The 23,199-nt window shown below is 69.1% G+C and carries 18 protein-coding genes; 7 read left to right on the forward strand and 11 right to left on the reverse strand.

From position 1 onward, the window contains the following. Positions 1–14 precede the first annotated feature (14 nt). From Amac_RS22945 to Amac_RS22985, 9 genes are all read right to left on the reverse strand, one after another. A complete protein-coding gene (locus Amac_RS22945; RefSeq protein WP_155356442.1) occupies positions 15–1,616 on the reverse strand; it encodes a GMC family oxidoreductase in 1,602 nt (533 codons plus the stop codon). Further along, positions 1,609–3,099 carry an aldehyde dehydrogenase family protein gene (locus Amac_RS22950; protein WP_155356443.1) on the reverse strand — a complete coding sequence of 497 codons (1,491 nt, stop codon included), beginning with the start codon at positions 3,097–3,099 and terminating at the stop codon, positions 1,609–1,611. The genes Amac_RS22945 and Amac_RS22950 overlap by 8 nt, the downstream gene beginning before the upstream one ends. Continuing rightward, positions 3,096–4,040 (reverse strand): LysR family transcriptional regulator, encoded by a 945-nt coding sequence (locus Amac_RS22955; RefSeq protein ID WP_155356444.1) that lies wholly within the window; start codon positions 4,038–4,040, stop codon positions 3,096–3,098. Before Amac_RS22955 ends, Amac_RS22950 begins: the two co-directional genes overlap by 4 nt. Next, entirely contained in the window at positions 4,037–5,200 is a 1,164-nt protein-coding gene (locus Amac_RS22960) for a M20 family metallopeptidase (protein ID WP_155356445.1), read from the reverse strand. The genes Amac_RS22955 and Amac_RS22960 overlap by 4 nt, the downstream gene beginning before the upstream one ends. A gap of 4 nt (positions 5,201–5,204) precedes the next feature. Further along, positions 5,205–5,873 (reverse strand): DUF1028 domain-containing protein, encoded by a 669-nt coding sequence (locus Amac_RS22965; RefSeq protein WP_155356446.1) that lies wholly within the window; start codon positions 5,871–5,873, stop codon positions 5,205–5,207. Further along, positions 5,870–6,310, reverse strand: a complete 441-nt coding sequence (locus Amac_RS22970; RefSeq protein WP_155356447.1) for a RidA family protein — start codon at positions 6,308–6,310, stop codon at positions 5,870–5,872. Before Amac_RS22970 ends, Amac_RS22965 begins: the two co-directional genes overlap by 4 nt. Beyond that, complete coding sequence (locus tag Amac_RS22975) at positions 6,307–7,608, reverse strand: flavin-containing monooxygenase (protein ID WP_155356448.1); 1,302 nt, start codon at positions 7,606–7,608, stop codon at positions 6,307–6,309. The genes Amac_RS22970 and Amac_RS22975 overlap by 4 nt, the downstream gene beginning before the upstream one ends. A gap of 315 nt (positions 7,609–7,923) precedes the next feature. Next, complete coding sequence (locus tag Amac_RS22980) at positions 7,924–10,287, reverse strand: glycoside hydrolase family 9 protein (RefSeq protein ID WP_155356449.1); 2,364 nt, start codon at positions 10,285–10,287, stop codon at positions 7,924–7,926. 120 nt (positions 10,288–10,407) lie between these two features. Beyond that, on the reverse strand, positions 10,408–13,110 hold the full coding sequence (locus tag Amac_RS22985; protein WP_246268597.1) for a glycoside hydrolase family 48 protein: 2,703 nt from the start codon (positions 13,108–13,110) through the stop codon (positions 10,408–10,410). Between the two features lie 384 nt (positions 13,111–13,494). Between Amac_RS22985 and Amac_RS22990 the strand changes: the two genes are divergently transcribed. Both Amac_RS22990 and Amac_RS22995 read left to right on the forward strand, forming a co-directional pair. After that, a complete protein-coding gene (locus Amac_RS22990) occupies positions 13,495–14,649 on the forward strand; it encodes an acyl-CoA dehydrogenase family protein (RefSeq protein ID WP_155356451.1) in 1,155 nt (384 codons plus the stop codon). Continuing rightward, positions 14,646–15,071: an HIT family protein gene (locus Amac_RS22995; protein WP_155356452.1), complete on the forward strand. Its 426-nt coding sequence runs from the start codon at positions 14,646–14,648 to the stop codon at positions 15,069–15,071. The genes Amac_RS22990 and Amac_RS22995 overlap by 4 nt, the downstream gene beginning before the upstream one ends. Here Amac_RS22995 and Amac_RS23000 read toward each other — a convergent pair. Then, a complete protein-coding gene (locus Amac_RS23000; RefSeq protein ID WP_155356453.1) occupies positions 15,068–15,745 on the reverse strand; it encodes a response regulator in 678 nt (225 codons plus the stop codon). The genes Amac_RS22995 and Amac_RS23000 overlap by 4 nt on opposite strands. Then, positions 15,742–17,313 (reverse strand): sensor histidine kinase, encoded by a 1,572-nt coding sequence (locus Amac_RS23005; RefSeq protein ID WP_155356454.1) that lies wholly within the window; start codon positions 17,311–17,313, stop codon positions 15,742–15,744. The genes Amac_RS23000 and Amac_RS23005 overlap by 4 nt, the downstream gene beginning before the upstream one ends. Before the next feature lie 31 nt (positions 17,314–17,344). On the opposite strand from Amac_RS23005, the gene Amac_RS23010 reads away from it, so the two are divergent. The 5 genes from Amac_RS23010 (at position 17,345) to Amac_RS23030 (ending at position 23,042) form a co-directional block, all read left to right on the forward strand. Further along, a complete protein-coding gene (locus Amac_RS23010; RefSeq protein WP_246268599.1) occupies positions 17,345–18,814 on the forward strand; it encodes a cation:dicarboxylate symporter family transporter in 1,470 nt (489 codons plus the stop codon). Between the two features lie 189 nt (positions 18,815–19,003). Beyond that, positions 19,004–20,179 carry a sensor histidine kinase gene (locus tag Amac_RS23015; protein ID WP_174900214.1) on the forward strand — a complete coding sequence of 392 codons (1,176 nt, stop codon included), beginning with the start codon at positions 19,004–19,006 and terminating at the stop codon, positions 20,177–20,179. 252 nt (positions 20,180–20,431) lie between these two features. Next, entirely contained in the window at positions 20,432–21,190 is a 759-nt protein-coding gene (locus Amac_RS23020) for a LytR/AlgR family response regulator transcription factor (protein WP_218041232.1), read from the forward strand. Next, positions 21,187–21,558: a DUF485 domain-containing protein gene (locus Amac_RS23025; protein WP_155356455.1), complete on the forward strand. Its 372-nt coding sequence runs from the start codon at positions 21,187–21,189 to the stop codon at positions 21,556–21,558. The genes Amac_RS23020 and Amac_RS23025 overlap by 4 nt, the downstream gene beginning before the upstream one ends. After that, entirely contained in the window at positions 21,555–23,042 is a 1,488-nt protein-coding gene (locus tag Amac_RS23030) for a sodium/solute symporter (protein ID WP_155356456.1), read from the forward strand. The genes Amac_RS23025 and Amac_RS23030 overlap by 4 nt, the downstream gene beginning before the upstream one ends. Positions 23,043–23,199 lie beyond the last annotated feature (157 nt).

Here is a 23,199-nt window from a genome sequence, read left to right on the forward strand (position 1 = left end):
CGCTATGAATCCTTTCAACCTTTGTTGTGTTCTGATGCGATGAGGTCGGCCGCCCGTTCAGCGACGAGCATGACGGTCACCACCGGATTGACCGAGGTGAGCGTGGGGAAGACGGAGGCATCGGCGATGCGCAGACCCCTGATCCCATGGACCCGAAGATCAGGACCGACAACTGCGGTGTCATCGTCGGACGCTCCGATACGGCAGGTGCCGGAGGGATGGTAGACGGTCTGGTGCGTCGCGCGGGCGATCGCCGAGAGCTCCTCGTCGCCGGTGACGGCGGGGCCGGGGAACACCTCACGCGTGACCCACGACTTCATCGGTTCGACCGACGCGATCCGGCGGGCGAGACGGACGCCCGCGAGCAACATCGCCTCGTCGTGCCCGCCGGGGTCGGTGAATGACCGGAAATCGATGGCCGGCGGCGCGTCGGGGTCGCCGGAGCGGACCCAGATCCGGCCCCGGCTGTGCGGGCGGGCGACGTTGGGGGCGATCGCGACCGTGGCGGCCGGCAGCGGAGGGGCTCCCGTCTCGTCGAGGAAGCGTTCCGCGTGCACCGCCCACGGTTCGACGGGGAAGTGCATGAGAACGTCTGGACGCCCGTCGCCCTCGCCGGGTTCTCCGTCGCTGTCCAGGCTCAGTACGGCGCCGGCGTCCCAGCCGCTGGCGCACGTGGCGGGTGGAACGCGTCTGGCCTCCCAGACAACGAGCCCTTCGACATGATCCTGCAAGTTCTCGCCAACCCCCGGGAGATCGAGCACGACGGGGATGTTCGCGTCTTGCAGCACGTGGCGGGCGCCCACACCAGAGAGCTGCAACAGGCGTGGAGTGTCGATGGCGCCGGCACACAGCACGACTTCAGCGGCGGCCTGGAGGTCACGTTGACCCCCATCGGTGTCGCGCACGCGGATACCGCGAGCACGAAGGCCGCCGGCTTCGTGCTCGAACAGGATGCGCACGGCTCTCAGCCCGGTCAGGACCACCGGGCCCCGGCCCTGGGCGCGCGCCGGGTGCACGTAGTGGATCGAGGTCGACGCGCGCAGGTTGGTCTCCGGGGTGTACCCGACCTCGAAGAAGCCGACCCCGCTGGGGGACTCGTCGAGGCGGCCGTCGTTCCAGCGTTCCCGCACAGGCAGGCCGAGCACGGCGGACGCGCTCGTCACGACGTCGGCGACGTAGGGGTTGCGGTCCGCCGGAGCCACGGGCTGGATCGGCGTACGCAGCCGGTCGTAGAGCGGGAGGATCGTGTCGGGGTCCCAGCCCTTGGCGCCCAACGCCACCCACTCTTCCAGGTCGCCGCGGAGCGGCCGCCAGGAGATCATCGTGTTGGCGGTGGAGCAACCTCCGAGGATCCGCAGTCTGGCAAGCCGGATATGGGAGTTGCCGCGCGGGTTCGGTTCGCTGCGGTAGTCGAGGTCGTACTCGCCCTCGAGCATCTCGTCCCATCTGCGGAGCTCGCGCGCTCGGGGCTCGTGCTCGTCGTCGGGACCCCACTCGATGAGGGCCACGTCGCGGCCCTGTTCGGCCAGCCGGGTCGCGAGCAGGGATCCTGCCGTGCCGCCGCCGACGACCAGGAATTCGAAGGTGTCGCGCGAGCGTGCGGCTGTTTCAGCCATGTCGAATCCAGGTGGTCTTGAGTCCGGTGAACTTGTCCAGCGCGTGGAGCGAGAGGTCTCGCCCGTAACCCGATTGGCCGAAGCCTCCGAAAGGCGTGGTGACGTCGAGAGCGTCAACGCAGTTCACCGACACGGTCCCCGCGCGCAGCCGGCGCGCGACACCGTGGGCCCGGCTGAGGCTGTCGGTCCACAGCCCCGCCGCCAGTGCGTAGGGGGTGCTGTTCGCGACGGTGACGGCCTCGTCGACGGTGTCCACGACATGGACCGAGAGGACCGGTCCGAAGACCTCGGTTCGCGCGATGCGGGCGGCCGGGTCGACGCCGAGCAGCACCTGGGGCCTGACGTAGGTCAGTGCGGGCATGTCCGGCACGAGTCCGCCCCCGTGGACCTCGTGCGCCTCCGCCGCACCGCTCTCCATGAGTGCCAGGACCCTCGTGGCCTGGTGCCGGCTGACCACGGGGCCCATGTCGGTGGCGGGGTCGAGTGGATCGCCGATGTTGATCGCGAGGGTACGGCTGAGCACGCGCTGGACCAGTTCGTCGGCTACGCCACGCTGCACGACGAGCCGCGACGTGGCCGAGCAGACCTGCCCGGTGTTGGTGAAGATCCCCGTCGCCACGCCGTCGGCCACGAGGTCCAGGTCGGCGACGTCGTCGAGCACGACGACGGCGCTCTTTCCACCGGCCTCCAGCCAGACCTGCTTGAGGTTGGACTGGCCGGCGTACTGCTGGAAAAGCCGCGCTGTGCTGGTCGAACCCGTGAACGTCACCACGTCGACGTCGTGATGCCTCCCCAGAGCCCGCCCCACCACCGGGCCGGCGCCCGGCACGACGGTGAAGACCCCGTCGGGGAGGCCGGCCTCGGCGACGAGCTCAGCCAGGCGAAGCGCGGACAGCGGCGAGTCCTCGGCAGGCTTGAGGATCACGCTGTTACCGGCGGCGAGCGCCGGAGCGATCTTCCAGATGGCGAGTTCGAGCGGGTAGTTCCACGGCACGATCGCGGCCACGACCCCGAGCGGTTCCCTGCTCACGACCGCGAGGTCGGCGGATCCCGTGGGCGCGACCTCCCCGTAGACCTTGTCCAGGGACTCGGCGTACCAGCGCAGAATCGCGGCCGAGCCGGGAGCGTCGATGGAGATGGTGTCGACGATACGCTTGCCGGCGTCGAGGCTGTCCAGGAGAGCCAGCTCGTCGACGTTCTCCTCGATCTTCCGCGCGATCCGGTGGAGGGCGGCCGCCCTCTCTCTGGGCGATGCGGTGGACCAGTTCCCCGCCTCGAAGGCGCGACGGGCAGCCGCGACGGCGGCGTCGACGTCGCGCTCATCACACTCCGCCACCTCGGCGAGGACTGCCCCGGTGGCGGGATTGACGGTCGTCCGCGTCACTCCGGACAGGGATGACACGGGCCCGTCGATCCAGGCGGTGGTTGTGGGCACGACCTTCTTCGCCAGCGCGAGCCAATCTTCGTGCGTTCGCTTGGTCATACGCCTTCGGCCTCCGCGAGGTTGGCGCCGTCGGTGAGCAGCACTCCTACGTCGCGACAGATCTGAACGAACGCTTCGGCCTTGCGGGTGAGCCGCGCCTGCTTCATCCGCACCGCTACGACATCAAGCGCTGGGAAGTTGTCGGCCAAGGTGACCGTCACCAGCGAACCTCCCCCATAGGTGTGGCTGTGGGCCGGCCGCTGGTTCAGGACCGCGTACCCGTGGCCTGCGGCGACCATCGACCGCACCGTCTCGTAGCCGGCGGTGCGATGTCGCACTCGGGGCTCAACGCCGACCTCCTTGAAGAGCGAGTGGAAGTACGTGGAGGTATCAGGCAGTTCCAGCATCACTACGGGATCCTCGGCCAGTTCGGCTAGGTGAACCTGGGTGCGGTGAGCGAATCGGTGGCCGGGTGGGAGCAGGAGGTACGGGGGCGCCGAACCGACTCGGGTGGTTTCGAAGTCCTCATCGAGCTCGTAGGCGTACATCAGGGCGACTTCGCATCTCCCTGATTGGAGACCCTGTTTGAGGGCGGCGTGCTGGGCTTCGAGAGCCTCGACGCTCACGGCAGGGTGGTGTTCCGCGTACCTCGCGACAAGGTGCGGCAGCCAGAACGGGGCGAGGGTGTCGAAGCAACCGACGGTAAGGGTGCCGACCAGTTCTCTGCCCGCATTGGTAGCACTATCCGCCAGCTCCTGGCTGTGGGCGAGAAATCCCCGCAGCTCGGAGTAGAAGGCCCGCCCGGCGGGCGTCAGCGCCAGACCGCGCGCGTGATGGCGCAGCAACAGCTGAACTCCGAGCTCCTTCTCCAGCTGCGCGACCGCGGTGGAGACTGCCGACTGCGAGACGACGAGCTCTCGAGCGGCGGCTGTCATGCTGCCCAACTCGGCCGCGGCCGCGAAATAGCGCAGTTGCACCAGAGTGAATGAGGGGGCCTTCACGCTGCTCTCCTGACGTCGAGTGCCGTCCACGCGAGAGCGGTCGCGGCGTCGAGTAGCGCCTTCTCGGCGTCGCCGCCGACGCAGCGGGCAGCGAACTCTGGCTGGTGATTCAAGGCCGGGAGCGACCCGATGCCCACGTAGGGGTGGATCGCAGGCACTACTTGCGAAACGTTCCCCATGTCGGTGGACGCCCGATTCATGCGTCGGGCCGGCGAGTCCCGGTCGAAGCTGCGACCCAGCCGCTCAGCGTTCCGCAGGTAGGCACGCAGCGCCGGCTGATCGTTACGGAACTCCGCGTATGGCTTGCTCTCTGGAGTGATGTCGAGCGTGCAGCCGGTGGCCAGGGCTCCGGCCGCGAAGCACCGCCACACCTTTTCCTCGGTCTCAGCCAGCTGCTCCAGGCTCTCGGCGCGGACGTACCATCTCCCCTCGGTACGGCCCGGGATCGCGTTCGGGGCCTCGCCGCCGTTGGTCATCACACCGTGAACACGGACGGTCTGCGGCAGTTGCTGGCGAAGGAGCCCCACCGCGACCTGAGCGATGGTGAACGCGTCAGCGGCGTTGACCCCTTGCTCGGGATAGGCCGCGGCGTGGGCGGCCTTTCCCTGAAAGGAGACGTGGGAGTGCGACACCGCGAACGGCTCCGCCGCTGCGACGTCGACAGGAGCCGGGTGCGCCAGCATCGCCAGATCCAGTCCGGCGAACGCCCCGCGTTCCAGCAGCTCGATCTTCCCGCCACCACCCTCTTCCGCGGGCGTGCCGTAGACCTCGATCGTCAGTCCCGCCGCGTCGGCGAGCGGCGCGAGAGCACGCGCCGCGCCGGCCGTGATGGCCGCGATCAGATTGTGCCCACAGGCGTGTCCGAGGCCGGGAAGGGCGTCGTACTCCGCGCACAGCCCGAGGCGGAAGGGACCGCTGCCATACGTCGCGAGGAACGCGGTGTCGAGCCCAAGGTAGGCCGGGGTGACCGTGAAGCCGGCTTCGTCGAGCGTCTCAGCCACCCAGCGTGCCGACCGGTACTCCTCCCACGCCGTCTCCGGGTGCGCGTGCAACTGCTCGGACAGCCGGATCAGCCGCCCGGCATCCGCGGAGATCGACTGTGCCACGCGCTCCTTGGCGGCGTCCGTCGACCGGGAGGACTCGGTTGCGTTGTCGGCCATCGCCTTACTCGTCTCCAGGCACGCCGTACGACGGTGCGGCAGCCGGGTTGAGACCGCGGGTGACGTAGTCGTCGCGCTGCGGTAGCCACACCTTCAGGAGCTCGCGCAGCTCGGCAATCGGTTTCTCGCTCCAATCGACCCGCAGGTCCGTTTCGCGCCACGGAACCGTTCGGACGACCGCCAGCCCCGCCGAGCGCACGGGGCCGGTCTCTCCCCCGGCCGTGAGGCCGGCGGCGAGAGCGGACAACAGTCGCTCCTCCAGCTCTCCTGCAGAGCTTTCGAAACCTTCGATGAGCGCGTCGATCACCTCGGTTCCCGAGAGCAGGTTGCCGGCGGCGACGACGCCGGAGCCGGCTCGGTCGTCGTGCACACCGAGCGACTTGGCACCGGAGAACGTCGCGCCTTCGCCGTTCAGCCCGAGGACGGTGAGCTGGCGGTACTCGATCAGTTGCCGCTTCCGCACGACCCCGTCCAGCGCGCCGCGGGCGCCGATACCCGTCTCCAGCGCGTCCAGGAGCTCCACACCCAGACGTGGATCGGTGACGTTCTGCGAAGCGGCACCGCCGACCCCGGCCCGCAAATGGATGCAGCGCGCGGCCACGGCGGGGCTGGAGGAGGTGACGGCCATACCGACCGCGCCGTTGCCGTCGATCGCCAGAATCGAGAACGTCACCGCTCGCCCTCCGGAATCACCGCGATGGCGTCGACCTCGACCAGCCATTCGGGCCGCGCCAGCGCGGAGACCACCAAGCCGGTGGAGATCGGGTGCACCCCCCTGGTCCAGCGTCCGATCGTGCGATAGACGGCTTCGCGGTAGCGCGGGTCGACGATGTAGATCGTCAGCTTGACCAGGTGTTCCATCCGCGCGCCGGCTTCAGTCAGGAGCATGTCGATGTTCGCCATCGCCCGCTCCGTCTGGGCCGCGACATCGCCGATGCCGACCGATTCGCTGGTGTCGAGGTTCTGCCCGATCTGTCCGCGCACGTAGACGGTGTTACCGGCGACCACGGCCTGGCACAGGTCGTTGTCGAGGTTCTGCTCAGGGTAGGTGTCGCGGGTGTTGAACGGGCGGATCCGAGTATGTCCACCGGCGACGACAGGTGCATTCACGTGACAACCTTCAGCAGGTCAGCGGCCGGGCGGATCTGGTCTCCGCTCGTCTCGTCGTCGATCCCGTAGGCGAGGTAGCCGCGCTGGGTCTTGATGTGGCCGGCCACATACTTGGCATCGTGCCAAACCCCCCAGATGAAACTCGATCCGCGCCGGGACAGCCACGGCAGTCCCAGGAAGTAGACACCCGGCTCAGCCGACACGCCGCGCCGGTGCTTCGGCTTGCCGTTCTCGTCGAACGCGTCGACGTGGAGCCAGCTGTAGTCGGTGCCGAAGCCGGTCGCCCAGATGATGGAGGTGACTCCGCCGTCAGTGAGGTCGAGCTCGAGGAGCGGGTTGGTCACGCACTCCGGCTCGGGCCCGAGAAGGCGGGCCTCCGGTTCCTCAGGAAGATCGAGGCCGTTACGCGCGATGTAGGCGTCGGCTTCGTCGAGCAGCGACACGTAGTTCGCGTCGCCGTTGGCGATGTTCTCGCCGAGGTCGGGCGAGAACCGCACCGTGCCGTTGCCGAACGAAGCGGTCAGGCCCACCAGGTGGATGCCGCGGGCAGCCAGGTCACGGAAGTCGACGGTGTGGCCGCCGTGTGCTCCGCTGACCGCTATGGTGACGTGTTCCGCGCCCTGAGGAGTCTCCGCGTCCCATTTTCCGAGGACACCGAGCCACCAGCAGAAATCGCGCCCACGATAGCTTCGCGGTGGCCGGTCGTGGGGGCCGACGGAGAGGTATACGCGCCGGCCCGACTGCCGGAGCTCCGCGGCGATCTGCACGCCTGACGATCCGGCTCCGACCACGAGGACGGCACCGCCGGGCAGCTGCGCCGGGTTGCGGTACGCGCTGGAGTGGATCTGCAGAGGTACCGCGCCATCGGGGACGATCGGCGGAATGACCGGCACCTGAAACGGTCCGGTCGCGGCGACGACGAAGCGCGCGTTGATGGTGCCATCCGACGTCTCCACGCGGAAACCAGGCCGGCCGGCGTTCTTTCGCACCGACGTCACTTCGACACCGCACCGGATCGGCGCGCCGATCTTCTCCGCGTACGCGACGAAGTAGTCCGCGATCTGCTCCTTGGAGGCGAAGGCATCGGGGTCGATGCCGAAGAACTCCAGACCGGGAAAGCGATCGTGCCAGGCGGGTCCGTTCGCGACCAGGGAGTCCCACCGCTCCGAGCGCCAGCGCTCCGCGACGCGATGCCGCTCCACGACGAGGTGCGGCACACCGCAGTCGGCCAGATGCTCACTCATCGCCAGGCCGGCCTGGCCCCCGCCGACGACGAGGACTTCGACTGCTTGCCTCAAATCCCAACCTCCACTTCGCACGGCGATCTGTCCCCGGGGTGGTCCTGCCTGCGGCCGCAGGTGAAATCCTGACCTGCGGAAAGTCCCCTGTCCAACAGAAGTTGTCGCGCTTAGAGATCTGATTTGTTGATACCGGGCGTGGTTTGTTGAGCGCGTTCAGCACCTGCGGGTTCGCTGGCCCGTCGCTAGGCGCATGAGCAGGCGGCCTCTCCGATGGCCTGGAGAGGCCGCCTTTTGGCGTGCTGGGTCCCGATGGACCCGGAGCCCGCCTCCCCCAGAGGGGTCCTTCTAAGGGGAAGGCGGGCGGCTCGGGGGTCAGGCGGGCGTGCAGGTCACGGCCGCGGGGACGGTGTTGGTGCCGGACCAGGTGCCGTTGAAGCCGAAGCTGCCGGTGGCGTTGACGGCGAGGGTTCCGTTGTGCCCGGCGTCGCGCACCGAGACGTTCGCGCCGGTCTGGGTGGGTGTGCCGTTCCACAGGTTGCTGATGGTCTGGCCGTTCGCGAAGGTCCAGCGGACCGTCCAGCCGGTGATGCCGACCGAGCCGGAGTTCCGCACGACGACCTCGCCGCCGAATCCGCCGGGCCACTGGTTCGTGATCCGGTAGGTGGCCACGCACGCCTTCGTACCAGGAGACGGGGACGGGGATGGGGATGGCGACGGGCTGGGGCTGGGGCTGGGCGACGGTGACGGGCTGGGCGACGGCGAAGGTGAGGGCGAGGGGCTGGGGGAGGGGGACGGAGAGGGAGACGGGGACGGGCTGGGGGACGGGGAAGGCTGGTTGCCTGGGGGGTTGCCCCAGATCTTCGTGGTGCCCGACCACAGGGTGATGTTGTTCACGCGGACCGGCGTGGAGCCGGGCGTCGTGGACACCCCGGTGTAGGACCAGTCGTTCGTCGGGTCCCACTGCTTGGTGCTGGCGATCCGGAACTGCACCTCACGCCGGTGCTGCGACTGCCCGGCGGGGGCGATGACCTGGCCGGTGCAGTCGATGGTCACGTAGTAGATCCGGCCCGAGTGCTGGGTGATGCCCGACGGCGGCCGGCACTGGTTGTAGTTGGCCGTGATCGTGATGTCGGCGGGCTGGCTGTCGCCGTCCAGGGTGAAGTAGTAGCGGAACGAGCCGTTGTTCAGCACCCGCGCCGGCCACCCCGACTGGTTGCGCACCATCGTCTTGATCTCGGTGAAGTTGGTGCCCGCCGCGTTCACCGACGCCTCGACGAAGATCTCGGCCGGGTCCGGGGTCTCGGCCACCGGGAAGTTGGCGAGCGGGGTGCCGCCGAACTCGCCGTACAACCGGGCCAGGGCGCTGGTGAAACCGGCGTTGTAGTCGGTGGCGACCTCGTTCATCACGAAGTCGTCGCGCTTGTCGGTGTAGGCGTCGTTCGGGTCGGGCGGGCCGCCGACCAGCGCGCCGTACAGGGTGTGCCGGGTTTCGACCGGGTTGGTCATCTGGTCGGTCCAGGAGCCGTGCGCGGTGCGGTGGTGCGGGTTCTTGGGGGCGTTGGCGCCGAACCCGATCACGTACGACGAGTTGCGCGGGTTGTCGCCGAGCGCGTAGTCGATCTGGCGCTTGGCGAAGTCGTGGTAGCGGGTCTTGCGGGTGGCGTCGGTGATCGAGTCACTGTGCACCAGCGCCGCGAACGCGGTGTTGGCGGCATACCGCAGCGAACCCCACCGGTCCAGCACGGCCTGCCCGCCCGGCGAGTACGCCACCTTCTGCCCGTTGACCCCGACCGTCCACCAGTCCAGCCACCGGTTGGCGTCGTCCAGATACTGCTGCTTGCCCGTGAGCTTGGCCAGCAGCACGTACGCCCCGTAGGACTTGTCATCCCAGGCGATCGTCCACTTGTACGACTTCGTGGTGCTCTGCGGCTCGGTCCCGAGGTTCGCGTACCCCGCCTCGGCCTTGGCCAGATAGGACGCCTCGCCGGTGGCGCGGTAGAGCCAGAGCGCGCCCCACACCAGCTCGTCGTTGTAGCCGCTCCACGAGCGGTAGTAGCCGCTCGCGTCGGTGATGCAGTCGCTGTAGGCCCTGCGGACCGTGTCGGCGAAGGTGTAGAGCTGCCGCGCGTGCGTGAGCAGCGTGTTCGCGTATGCGGGATCGGTCGGCCTGAACACCATCGAGGAGGCCGCCATCGCCGCCGCCGTCTCCCCGGCCAGGTCGGCCCCGCCGCAGCTGGCGTCGATCTTGTACGCCGGGCGGTTCATCGCCATCGCCTCAGCCGGACCCCACCACGCGTGGTCCAGGCCACCGTTGCCCACCTGGCCGTACAGCACGTTCGGCGACGGGTGGGCCTTGATGAAGTAGTCGTTGACCCAGCGCAGGTTGTTCAGCAGGTGGGTCAGCTGGGTGCCGTACGAGGAGCGGTACTCCACCGCCCCCCAGGCCAGCATGGTCGTCGAAGCCGCCATCGGCAGGCCGAACTTGACGTGGTCGCCGGCGTCGTACCAGCCGCCGGTGAGGTCCAGGCCGACGTCCTGGCCGTCGGTCAGGCCCGAGTCGCCGCGCCAGCCGACGCGGTTCCAGCTGGGCAGATCGCCGGACTGCTGGGCCTCGTAGAAGAACAGGGATTTCTGCAGGGCTTCGCCGTAGTTGAAGACGGCGGCCGAGGCGGAGCTGGGCTGGAGGGTCGTGGCGGCGATCAGAGCCACCACCGCGACGCGGAGCGTTCGGCGCATCGAAGCGATCCTTACCGGAGGGGGGTCAGGGGCGCGACAGCGGGTCAGGCGCCGTCGCGCCCCGGCTTTTGGGGGTAAGGAGGGCGGCGGCCGGTCAGGGACCGCCGCCCTCAGGCGGGACTAACCGTTCGGGAAGAGCCGCCCGAACTCGCCCATCGCCACGGCCACGTCCACCTGCGCCCAGAAGCGGTGGTAGTTGAACGTGGGTGCCGGGCCGGTGCCCTTCAGGAAGGCGTCGACCTTGGGCCAGTCGGGGTCGTTCTTCAGGAAGGAGCGGATGGAGATGAAGGTCGAGCTGGAGTTGATCGGGTCGCCGTTCGGCATCGTGCCGCTCCACCCGGCCGGGACGTAGACCGGGTCGTCGATCCGGTTGTAGTCCGCCTTCGTCTCCGGGACCGAGACGCCCTTGGCGTCCTGGAACGTCCAGACGCCGTCGAGGATCGCCTTGGCCATGTTCTTCGCGCCCGTGTGGTTGGCCCGGGCGGCGTAGTACATCAGGACCTTCGCGTACGATCCGGCCACGCCCACGTCCGTGGTGTGGTCGGCGACCGTGACGTGCAGGCCGGGGTTGGCGGGCGGCATGCCCGTGGTGGCCGACCAGTCGCCGGCCGGCTGCCCGGTCCAGCGCAGCGTCGACGGGATCTGGTAGGTGCCGTCGGCGGCGATCGTGGTGTTCGCCATCGCCCACGCCACCCACTTGTCGAGGATCGCCTTGGCGTCGGCGTTGCCGCTGGCGTTGTAGAGGGCCGCGACCCGCTCCATCGACCAGGCCTGGAAGCCGAACCACTGGTTGGACGGCGGGTCGTGGTAGACCGGCTGCCAGTCGTAGGCCATGCCGTGGAACTTGGGCAGCCCGGCCGGCGGGGCCGCGTAGTGGCCCTCCCAGCTGTTGGTGGCGCCGCCCGCGATCGCGCCCTCATCCGACTGCAGCCACTTGTAGAACTGCAGCTGGCGGGTGAGCGAGGTGGCCCAGTCGCCCGCGCCGGTGGGGCTCTTCGGCTTGAGCTCGGTCACGTTCGACAGCGCCCAGGCCGCCAGCGGGTTCTGGTATCCGGCGTGGTTGTGGCTGGAGCCGATCCGCCAGGCCCAGCCGGCCGAGCTGTCGGTCGCGCCGCCCCAGGCGTAGTACCAGGAGAGCAGGAAGTTGGAGCTGTCCTTGCCGGTGCCGGCCGGGCAGGAGGTGCTGGTGCAGCCCGGCTTCTTGAAGTACTTGTCGTACATGCCGTAGCGGAGGTAGTCGCCCATCTTGGCGGCCTTGGCGATGGTCGCCGAGATCTGCGACTCCTTGCCCTGGGCCTTCGCCCAGGTCTGCGCCCAGTAGGCCACCTGGACCGCGCGGGCGTCCGCGTCGGGGGCGTTGGTGTACTTCCACTGCTTGGCGTACGAGCCGTCCTTGATGAACAGGTCGAGGAAGCCGTTGGGGCCGCCGTGGCGGAAGGTGTCACAGGACGGCTGGGGGAGGGTCTCGAAGACCGACTCCTCCGGGCCGCGCTGGTAGGTGTTGATGTAGGCGGGCTTGGTGGTGCCGTCGCCGCAGCGGCCGAACTTGTAGGTGTTGTCGACGTCGAGGAGCCAGTGCATGCCGTAGACGTCGCTGGTGCCGTAGGCGGTCTTCAGCTCGTTGGCGATCGGGTCCACGCCGACCGAGACGCCCGACTCGATCTGGGTGGGATATTTGTTGATCTCGTTCCACTCGCCGGCGTACGTGGCGGGTTTGGCCGGGTTGTAGAAGGAGTTGGTGGGCTGGTCGGCGGTGGCGGGGATGATGTATCTCTCCATCGATGCCCACGCCGCGTTGAACTTGCTCCAGTCGCCGGTGACCTGGCCGTAGACCGCTTCCAGCCACAGGTAGTAGCTGTAGGCCTCCGACGTGGTCTCGTGGCCGTGGTCCGGCGCTTCCACCAGGAAGGTCTCGACCGAGTGGTACGGCACGCCTTCGGGGGAGAAGTAGCCGTTGGCCGGGTCGTGCAGCTTGTTGTAGAGCGTGGTGAAACGCTGGACGTAGGCGTTGGTGCCGCCGGGCTCGTCGTCGGCCTCGGTGGCGGTCAGGGGCGTCGAGAAGTAGAAGACGCCGCCGCCGGTGGCCGAGAAGGTGAACGTGGCCGAGCCGCCCGTGCTGTCGGCGTCCTGGGCCGCCGAGATGGTGACGTTCTGGGCGAGGTTCCAGTTGGCGGGGGTGAACGCCAGCGTCGTGGGCGCCGCGGACAGGTCGGCGTCACCGCCGCTCTGCTTGGTGACGGTCACGGTGACGTTCGAGTTCGGCTGGAGCGAGAGCTTCACCGCGGCCGTGGCGTTGCCGCCCTCCGGCACCACCAGCGAGGTCGGCGCCACCGAGACGAAACCGTCCGGCTGCGGCGACGGGCTGGGAGAAGGGCTGGGCGATGGGCTGGGGGACGGGCTCGGGCTTGGGCTGGGGCTCGGCGACGGCGACGGGCTCGGCGAGGGTGCTCCGCCGCAGGTCACGCCGTTGACCTTGAACGAGGTCGGCTTCGGGTTGCTGCCGGTCCAGGTGCCGTTGAAGCCGAGGCTGGTGGTGCCGTTCGTCGGCAGGCTGCCGTTCCACGGCATGTTGGTGGCGGTCACGCCGGTCCCGGACTGCGTCCAGTTGGCGGACCAGCCCTGCGTCAGCTGCTGGTTCGCCGGGAAGGCGAAGGTGAGCGACCAAGCGGAGATCGGGTCCCCGGTGTTCTTTATCGTGACAGCGGCGGTGAACCCGCCCTGGCCAGGGCTTGAAGTCCAGTCATTCGACGTGTACGTGACGTCACAGGCCACGGCGGCGGACGCGGGCGTCTGCGCCAGGCCGGTCAGCACGCCGGCACACATCGTGATCACGGCAGCCCACACGACGCGTCGCCGCGTGCGTGGGAGCGCTCCCGCTCCAAGAGCTCTTTTGCGCATTAGTGAGGGTTCTCCAAAGTACGTCGGGGTGCATCGGACACGAAAAACCTGTTCGAACCAATGCGGATCGAGGTCCAGCTGGCCTTGATAAGATGGGAGCGCTCCCACATAGAATTGTCGGGAGCGCCTCGGTGATGTCAATCGATCGTTGCCGAACATTCACGCCGCCGGGTCCGGCCTCCGTGAGGGGCGCACTCCGGGCTGGTCTTTTACCGGCATGGTCCCGCTGGCGGTTTTTTCCTGTGCTGAAACTTTCAACTGTTACCCGTGGGTTTCGCCGCCGTGAACGTGTCGCGGACCATGGGTCTCATGGACTTCGAGCTCGATGACGATCAGCGACTGTTCCAGCGCACTCTGCGCGCATTCGTCGACAAGGAGGTCATTCCGGTCGCCCCGGAATGGGAGCGAACCGGCCGCTACCCCGCCGAGATCATCTCCCGCTTCGCGGAGCTCGGCCTGTTCGGCATCACGGTCCCCGAGGAGTACGGCGGCCTCGACCTGGACCGGGTCTCCTTCGCCCTGGTCTTCGAGGAGATCGCCCGCGGCTGGATGGGCGTGGCGGGCGTGCTCGGCTCGCACACCCTCGCCACCTGGATGATCGCCCGGTACGGCACCGAGGCGCAGAAACACGAATTCCTGCCCGAGCTGGCGGTGGGCGCACGGCGTACCGGAATCGCGTTGACGGAGCCCGGCGCGGGCACCGACCTGCAGGGAATCGCCACGCGAGCCGTCCGGGAGGGTTCCCATTACGTCGTGTCGGGCACCAAGACCTGGATCACCAACGCCCGGCACGCCGACCCGCTCCCCGTGCTGGTCAAGACCTCGATCGAGGAGCCCGCCCATCGGGGCATGTCGGTCCTGCTCGTCGACCGGGAGCAGCTCACGGTCAGCCGGGATCTGCCCAAACTCGGCTACAAGGGGACGGAGACCTGCGAGGTCGTGCTGGACGGCGCGCGCGTGCCCGTGTCGCGGCTGCTCGGGGGAACCGAAGGGCGGGGCATGCAGCAGGTGCTGTCCGCGCTGGAGCTCGGGCGGATCAACATCGCGGCGCGGGCGGTGGGGGTGGCGCAGTGCGCGTACGACGCCGCGCTCGGATACGCCAAGGAGCGGCACGCGTTCGGGCAGCCGATCGCGGATTTCCAGGCGATCCAGCTCAAGCTGGCCGACATGGCGACCGAGATCCAGGCGGCCCGGCTGATGACCTACTGGGCGGCGACCCGGTCGGCGGCCGGTCCGGTCACCAGCGAGGCGGCGATGGCCAAGTACTTCGCGTCCGAGGTCGCGCTGAAGGCGACCATGGAGGCGATGCGCGTGCACGGCGGCTACGGCTACTCCCAGGAGTTCGTCGTCGAGCGCCTCTACCGGGACGCGCCGCTGATGGCCATCGGCGAGGGCACCAACGACGTGCAGCGGCTGGTCATCGCCCGATCGCTGCTGTCAGGAGCGGCTAAGGTCGGCTGGTGACCGATTGTTTGTTCTGCGCCATCGCCAACGGCGACAAACCCGGATATATCGTCTTCAGGGATGATTCGGTAGCGGCGTTCCTCGACACCCGCCCGGTCTTCAAAGGCCACGTTCTCGTGGTTCCCCGCCAGCACGTCGAAACCCTGACCGACCTCCCCGGCGACCTGGTCGGCCCGTTCTTCCTCCGCGTGCAGACCCTGACCGGCGCGGTGGAAACAGGCGTCGAAGCCCGCGGTTCCTTCGTCGCCATGAACAACCGCATCAGCCAGAGCGTCCCCCACCTGCACGTTCACATCGTGCCGCGCAACCCGAAGGACGGCCTGCGCGGCTTCTTCTGGCCCCGCATGAAATACGCCGACGACGCCGAAATCGAGTCGTACGCGGAGAGGATCCGCGCCTGCCTGGCGCCCGTGACGTTCTAACCTGAGCTGAGGCGGTACAGCAGCTCGGGTCGTCCGACGCTCCCGTACTGGGGCACCCGGCGGGCGATGCCGGTCGCGATCAGGTGCTCCAGGTAGCGCCGGGCGGTCACTCTCGACACCCCGAGCGAGGTGGCGACCGTCTGCGCCGACAGGCCCTCGGCGGCCTTCCTGAGTTCGGCGACCACCGCCTCCAGCGTCGGCTGAGTCAACCCTTTCGGCAGATGGGAGCGGACGGGACCACGCAACGCGGCGAGCGCGTCGTCGACCTCGCCCTGGCCGCTCGCCGTGCCGGAGGCGTCCACGGAGGAGCGGAACCGCGCGTACTGCCGGAGCTTCTCGGCCAGCGCGGCGAACGTGAACGGCTTGAGCAGGTACTGGGCCACGCCCACCGACACCGCGGAGCGCACGACCGACAAATCGCGGGCCGAGGTGATCACCATGACGTCGCAGAGGATGCCGGCGCCCCGGACGGCGCGGCATACCTCGAGCCCGTGCATGTCGGGCAGGTAGAGATCGAGCAGGATCAGGTCGACGGGCTGCCGCCGCAGGAACCGCAGCGCCTCCCCGCCCGAGCGGACCACCCCGGCGACCTGGAATCCCGGCACCCGTTCCACGTAGACGCGGTTCGCCTCCGCCGTGATCTCCTCATCCTCCACGACCAGGACGGAGATCATGTCAGGCTCTCCTCGGGGAGCGGCAGCCGTACCGTGAAGATCGCGCCCGGTCCTGCGGTCACCTCGATCGTGCCGCCCAGGCGGCGCACGGCCTGGGCGACCAGCGAGAGGCCGAGCCCGCGGCCGCTGCCCTTGGTGGTCCAGCCCCGCTGGTACGCCTCGGCCACGGCGGACGGATCAAGCCCGGGACCGCTGTCCGCGACCCGGATCTCGCAGACCTGTCCCGTCGCTTTCAGGCTCACCTCCACCCGCGCGGGCGGCGTGCCGGACATGGCCGCGTCCACCGCGTTGTCGATCAGGTTGCCGAGGATGGCCACCAGGTCGCGCGTGTCCAGCCCGACGTCGTCGAGCTCGCTCTCCGGGCTGATGCACAGCTCGACGCCGCGCTCGCCCGCCTGCGCCGACTTGCCGAGCAGCAGCGCCGCCAGCACCGGCTCCCGTACGGTGGCCACCACCAGGTCGGTGAGCTCCTGCGCGGCTCTGAGCTCTTCGGTGGCGAACGCGACGGCCTGCGAGGGTTTGCCAAGCTCGACGAGAGTGATCACGGTATGTAGCCGGTTGGCCGATTCGTGGGCCGCCGAGCGGAGCGCGTCGGCGAAGCCGCGTTCGGCGTCGAGCTGCCCGGTGACCGCTTGGAGCTCGGTGTGGTCGCGGAGGGTGACAACCGTACCGAGCGAGCGTGTCCCCGACCGCACCACGGAGGTGCTGACCACCAGCACCCGGTCCTCGGTCAGGTGGAGCTCGTCGCTGCGGTTCTCGCCGGACGCGAGCAGCTCGGTCAGCGACGGCGGCAGCCCGAGACCGGTGACCGGGCTGCCTTCGGCGTCCTCGGGCAGGCCGAGCAGCGCGCGTGCGCCGTCGTTGCACAGCGTGAGCGTCCCCGCGCCGTCCACCAGGAGCAGCCCTTCGCGGACCGCGTGCAGGATCGCCTCGTGGTAGTCGTACATCCGGCCCAATTCCGACGTCCCCAAGCCATGCGTGTGGCGGCGGAGCCGCCGCCCCACGAGGTAGGTGCCCGCCGTCCCCGCGCCGAGCCCGAGCAGCGCGGCGAGCCCCGCCGTCTCCACCTGGTCCCGCAGCATCCCACTGATCTTCTCGACCGTGATACCGGCGCTGACCAGGGCCTGCACTCTCCCCGCGGCGTCCCGCACCGGTGTGATCGTCCGGATGGAGGGACCGAGGGTGCCGGTGTAGGTCTCGCTGACCGTCTGCCCGGCGAGCGCGGGAGCGATGGTGCCCAGATAGCGCTTGCCGATCTCGCCCGGCCTGGGGTGGGTGAACCGGATGCCGTCCGGGCTCATGATCGTGATGAAGTCCACTTTGGTCTCCAGGCGAACCTTCTCCGCGTACGGCTGGAGGGTGGCCGTCGGGTATGCGGAGCCGAGCGCGGCGAGCACGGACGGCGACCCGGCCACGCTCACCGCCACCGCCCTGGTCACCGCCGTGGCGTCGGTGGCGACCAGATCGCGGGCCTGGAAGAACGCCATCACCGTGCCGGCCGCCACGGTCACCACCACGACGACGATCTGGAGCGCGAGCATCTGCCTCGCCAGACTCCACTGCCGCATGCGCTCTCACTTCCTCACAGTCAGTTCGGTGATGAACGAAATGTACGCAATGGTGACCCAGATCACCGCCCCGGCGCATAGTCGCTCCACCGACATCCCCCATCCCGAACTGGGAGTGAGCGCCATGTCCACGCCAACGGAAATCCCGCAGGCCCCCCGGGACCGGACCCGCTACCTTTACCTCGCCGTCATTATCGCGGTCTTAGCTGGGATCGCGGTCGGCTTCATCGCCCCGGACCTGGGCAAACAGCTCAAGCCCCTGGGCACCGCCTTCGTGGCGCTGATCAAGATGATGATCAGCCCGATCATCTTCTGCACCATCGTGCTCGGCGTCGGCTCGGTGGCCAAGGCCGCGAAGGTCGGCAGGGTCGGCGGCCTGGCGCTCGGCTACTTCCTGGCCATGTCCACGGTCGCGCTCGCCATCGGCCTGATCGTGGGCAACGTCGTCGATCCGGGCCACGGGCTCCAGCTGACCGACGAACTCCGCCAGGCCGCCGCCGACGAGGCCGCCAAGGGCGGCGAATCGGACACCACGGCGTTCCTGCTCGGCGTCATCCCGACCACCCTCGTGTCCGCGTTCACCGAGGGATCGGTCCTGCAGACCCTGCTGGTCGCCCTGTTCGCCGGTTTCGCCCTCCAGGCCATGGGGGAGCGGGCGGCGCCGATCCTCACCGGCATCGGGCACATCCAGCGGCTCGTCTTCCGCATCCTCGCCATGATCATGTGGGCCGCCCCGGTGGGCGCCTTCGGCGCGATCGCGGCGGTGGTCGGCGCGACCGGTGTGGACGCGCTCACCAGCCTCGGCGTCATCATGCTCAGCTTCTACGCGACCTGCCTGCTCTTCGTCTTCCTCGTCCTGGGCCCGCTGCTCCAGCTGGTGGCCCGGATCAACGTGCTCACCCTGTTCAGCTACCTCCGCCGCGAATTCCTGCTCATCCTCTCCACCTCCTCGTCCGAGTCGGCCCTGCCCAGACTGATCGCCAAGATGGAGCACCTCGGCGTCAGCCGCCCGGTCGTCGGCATCACGGTGCCGACGGGCTACTCCTTCAACCTGGACGGCACGGCGATCTACCTGACCATGGCCACCCTGTTCGTGGCCAGCGCGACCGGCGCCCCCCTCGCGCTGGGCGAGCAGCTGTCCCTGCTGGTCTTCATGATGATCGCGTCGAAGGGCGCGGCCGGGGTGACCGGCGCGGGCCTGGCGACCCTCGCCAGCGGCCTCCAGTCCCACCGCCCCGAACTGGTCGACGGAGTCGGCCTGATCGTCGGCATCGATCGCTTCATGTCGGAGGCCCGCGCCCTGACCAACTTCGCGGGCAACGCGGTGGCCACCGTTCTGGTCGGCAGCTGGACGGGAGAGTTCGACCGCGCCCGCGCGGTGGAGGTCCTCTCCGGACGAGACCCGTTCGACGAGACGACCCTCCTGGACGAGCACGCCCCCGCGACCGAAGAGCCGGTTCCCGCCGCTAAGGAGGCCGCCGTGGCTTCATCCCCGGCCTGAGGAGGGAACGCAGCCCGTTCCCCTCGTCACATCCGGCCTGAGGGGGACGCTCTCGGGAGCCGCCGTGGTTGATGGCACATCCACACGCCACGGCCTCCCGCCTGGACAACGTCGCCGCCCGCCCACCGGTGGGCGGCGACGTTGTTGTGATGTTTCGGAAATGTCGGGCGCGCGGGTAGGCTCCGCGACGTGGAACCCCTGGTGGCCGTGCTGGTCCTGGTCGCGCTGGTCGGCGTTCCGGCCATCGTGCTGTGGCGGATCCTGCGCGGACGCCGCGAATTGGGCAGCGGCCCGGCCGAACGCGCCACCTTCGAAACCCTGCACACCGCCTCCCTGGCCGCCCCCATGCTCCGCGCCGGGCTCAGCCAGGCCGGCGTGCTCAAAGCCTCCCGCCACCTGCGCCAGCTCCTCGGCACCCAGGCCATCGCCGTCACCAACGCCGAAGAGCTCCTGGTCTACGACGGCACCGGCGACCACCACGCCCGCGACGCCTTCGAGCACGCCATCGACACCCTCAAGGACGGCCGTACCCAGGTCCTGCAGCTCGACTGCGACCTCCCCGAATGCCCGATCCGCCACGCCATCGTCGTCCCCCTCACCACCGACGACCGCGTTGTGGGATCCCTCGCCGCCTACGGCGACCACGCCTCCGCCGGTTTAGTCCGCGCAGTCCAGGAAGTCGCCCGCTGGGTCGACTCCCAGCTCGAACTCGCCGAACTCGACCGCTCCCGCACCATGCTCATCGAAGCCGAGGTCCGCGCCCTGCGCGCCCAGATCTCCCCCCACTTCATCTACAACTCCCTCACCACGATCGCCTCCTTCGTCCGCACCGACCCCGAACGCGCCCGCGAACTCCTGATCGACTTCGCCGACTTCACCCGCTACTCCTTCCGCCGCCACGGCGACTTCACCACCCTGTCGGAGGAACTGCACTCCATCGACCGCTACCTCACCCTCGAACGCGCCCGCTTCGGCGACCAGCTCCAGGTCACCCTCCGCATCGCCCCCGAAGTCCTCGCCGTCGCCGTCCCCTTCCTGTGCCTCCAGCCGCTGGTCGAGAACGCCGTACGCCACGGCCTGGAGAGCAAACCCGGCGTCGGCCGGATCACGATCATCGCCGAGGACGCCGGCGCCGAATGCGGCATCACCGTCGAGGACGACGGCCTCGGCATGGACCCCGAACGCCTCCGCCGCGTCCTGTCCGGCGAAGACCGCGCCACCGGCGTCGGCCTGGCCAACGTCGACGAACGCCTCCGCCAGGTCTACGGCGACGAATACGGCTTGGTCGTCGAAACCGGCGAGGGCGCCGGCACCAAGGTCAGCATCCGCCTCCCCAAATACCGCCCCGGCGTCAGCGCCCGCTAACGATCCGGCACCGCCCGTTGACTTCCGATGCCCCCTTTATCACCCTTGACCAGACGTATCCATGGGATCCGCTCGGCCTGGCCCATGCGGGCAACCTCCGCACCGTAGGTCGTATGTCCTGGCTTGGCCGCGCCTGTGTCTGGACTGAGGAACGCAGGGTCGCGAAGCGGCCCGGAGTGACGAGGGAAGACGCAGGCTGAAGGCGGCCAAGCCCGCCGTGCCGGAGGCGCGGCCAATGTAAAGGAGCGTGACGTGACCGGGCTGCGGGTCATGGCGGTCGATGATGAGCAGCCGGCGCTGGAGGATCTGGCGTATCTGCTCCGGGCCGATCCGCGGATCGGTGATGTGCTGACGGCCAGGGACGGTGCGGCGGCGCTGAAACTGCTGGATCGGGCCATGGCCGACGGGCGGCCGGTGGACGCGGTCTTCCTCGACATCCGGATGCGCGGGCTCGATGGGGTCGTGCTCGGGCGGTTGCTGACCCAGTTCTCGCGGCCGCCGAAGGTCGTGTTCGTCACCGCCTACGAGGACCACGCGGTGGACGCGTTCGAGTTGAAGGCTGAGGACTATCTGCTCAAGCCGGTGCGGCCCGATCGGCTGGCCGAGGCGATTCGCCGGGTCTGTGCGGGGAGCACGGGGGTTGTGGGCGAACGCGTGGAACATGAGGCCGACACGATCCCGGTCGAACTCGGTGGTGTGACGCGGTTCGTGACCAGCAACGAGGTCCGGTACGTCGAGGCGCGCGGCGACTACGCCCGGCTGCACACCGCGACCGGCAGCCACCTGGTCCGGATCCCGCTCGCCGCGCTGGAGGAACGCTGGGCGTCCGCCGGGTTCCTGCGGGTGCACCGCAGCCACCTGGTCGCGGTCCGGCACATCGACGAGCTGCACATCGACTCCGGCAAGTGCGTGGTCAGGATCGGCGACACCGAGATCCCGGTCAGCCGCCGCCACACCCGCGAACTGCGCGACCTGCTCGTACGCCGAGCCCGCAAGGCCAAATCCGAATGAGCGCCAAACCCCGCCGCGTCGTCGTCACCAGCCCGCGTACGGCCGCCGCCCGCAGGCCGAGCTACCCGGTGACCCGGGAGATCGACGAGCAGACCCGCCTCGGCGAGGTCTACATGCGCTCCCTGATCCGCACCCAGCTCCGGCTCGCCCTGTTCGTCTGCACCGTCCTGGCCTGCGTCATCGGCGGGCTGCCACTGCTGTTCCTGCTGGTCCCGGACCTGCGCGCGGTGGAACTCGCCGGGCTGCCACTGCCCTGGGTGATCCTCGCTGGGCTGATATATCCGGCTTTCGTGGTCGGCGCCTGGCTCTACGTACGCCACGCGGAACGCAACGAGCGCCACTTCGCCGAGCTGGTGGAACGCGAGTGAGTTCCGTCATCGCGATCGTCCTGGTCGTGCTGGCGGCGGTGCTGATCGGGGCGTTCGGGATCCGGGTGTCGCGGACGACGTCCGACTTCTACGTGGCGTCGCGGACGGTGACGCCGCTCTGGAACGCCTCCGCGATCGGCGGGGAGTATCTCTCGGCCGCGTCGTTCCTGGGCATCGCGGGGCTGATCCTCACCTTCGGCGCGGACATGTTGTGGCTGCCGGTCGGGTGGACGGGCGGCTATCTGGTGCTGCTGGTGCTGGTGTCGGCTCCGCTGCGCCGGTCAGGGGCGTACACACTGCCGGATTTCGCCGAGGCGCGGCTGGAGTCGATGGCCGTGCGGCGGGTGTCCAGCGTGCTGGTGGTGCTGATCGGGTGGCTGTATCTGATGCCGCAGTTCCAGAGCGCGGGGCTGGTGTTCCGTACCATCACGGGGGCGCCCACCTGGGCGGGCGGGCTGCTGGTGGCGGTGGTCGTGGCGGTCAACGTGCTGTCCGGCGGGATGCGGTCGATCACGTTCGTGCAGGCCTTCCAGTACTGGCTGAAGCTGACCGCGCTGGCTGTGCCGCTGGTGTTCATGCTGATCGCCTGGAGAGTGAACGGCTCGCCGGGGCTTGAGCCGTCGGATCCCTGGGCGCTGCCCCTGCACGGCCGCGAGTATCCCGTTTATTCGACATATTCGCTGATATTGGCGACATTTCTGGGGACGATGGGGCTGCCGCATGTGCTCGTGCGGTTCTACACGAATCCGGATGGGCGGGCGGCCCGCAGGACCACGCTGGTGGTGCTTTCTCTTCTCGGGGCGTTCTACCTGATGCCCGCCATCTACGGATATCTGGGCAGAATTTATCTGCCCAGCATCGACCGGCCGGACGCGATCGTGCTCACCCTGCCCAGCCATCTGGTCCCCGGTGTGGCGGGGGACCTGCTCACCGCGCTGGTCAGCGGCGGCGCGTTCGCGGCCTTCCTGTCCACCTCCTCAGGCTTGACCGTCTCCGTCGCGGGCGTCGTCGGCCAGGACATGCTCAAATTCAAGGACGGCGTGCGCTCCTTCCGGGTCGCCACCGTGCTCGCCGTGCTCGTGCCCTTCGCCCTGGCCGGTACGGCACGCGCCCTCCCGGTCGCCGACGTCGTGGGCCTGGCGTTCGCCGTGGCCGCGTCCTCGTTCTGCCCGCTGCTGGTGCTGGGCATCTGGTGGCGGCGGCTGACCACCACCGGCGCGGTCGCGGGGCTGCTGGCCGGCGGCGGCATGGCCTGCGCCGCCGTGATGGCGACGATCATCGCGGGCCCGCACGACGGCTGGGCGGGCGCGCTGCTGGCCCAGCCGGCCGCCTGGTCGGTGCCCATCTCGTTCACCGTCATGATCGTCGTCTCGCTGCTCACCCCCGCGCGGGTGCCCCGGAACGTGGCCAGGACCATGGTCCGGCTGCACACCCCGGAGACCCTCGACGTCGATCGGGGCGACTGGCGCCCCCGCTCAACCTGACCTCCCACGCGTCCGTTTTGCCCCGATAATTTTCGGAACCGTTCGTCGCGCATAGCGGACCATTCGGCGCAACCCAGACCCAGCTGAGCGCCACGTGGCGGCGGCTCGGCGAAGAACGAGCCCACGCCTCTCCTCGCCGGGTACCGTCCCCTCCTAC

Origin of the sequence: Acrocarpospora macrocephala, from assembly GCF_009687865.1 — a bacterium.
Classification (GTDB): domain Bacteria; phylum Actinomycetota; class Actinomycetes; order Streptosporangiales; family Streptosporangiaceae; genus Acrocarpospora; species Acrocarpospora macrocephala.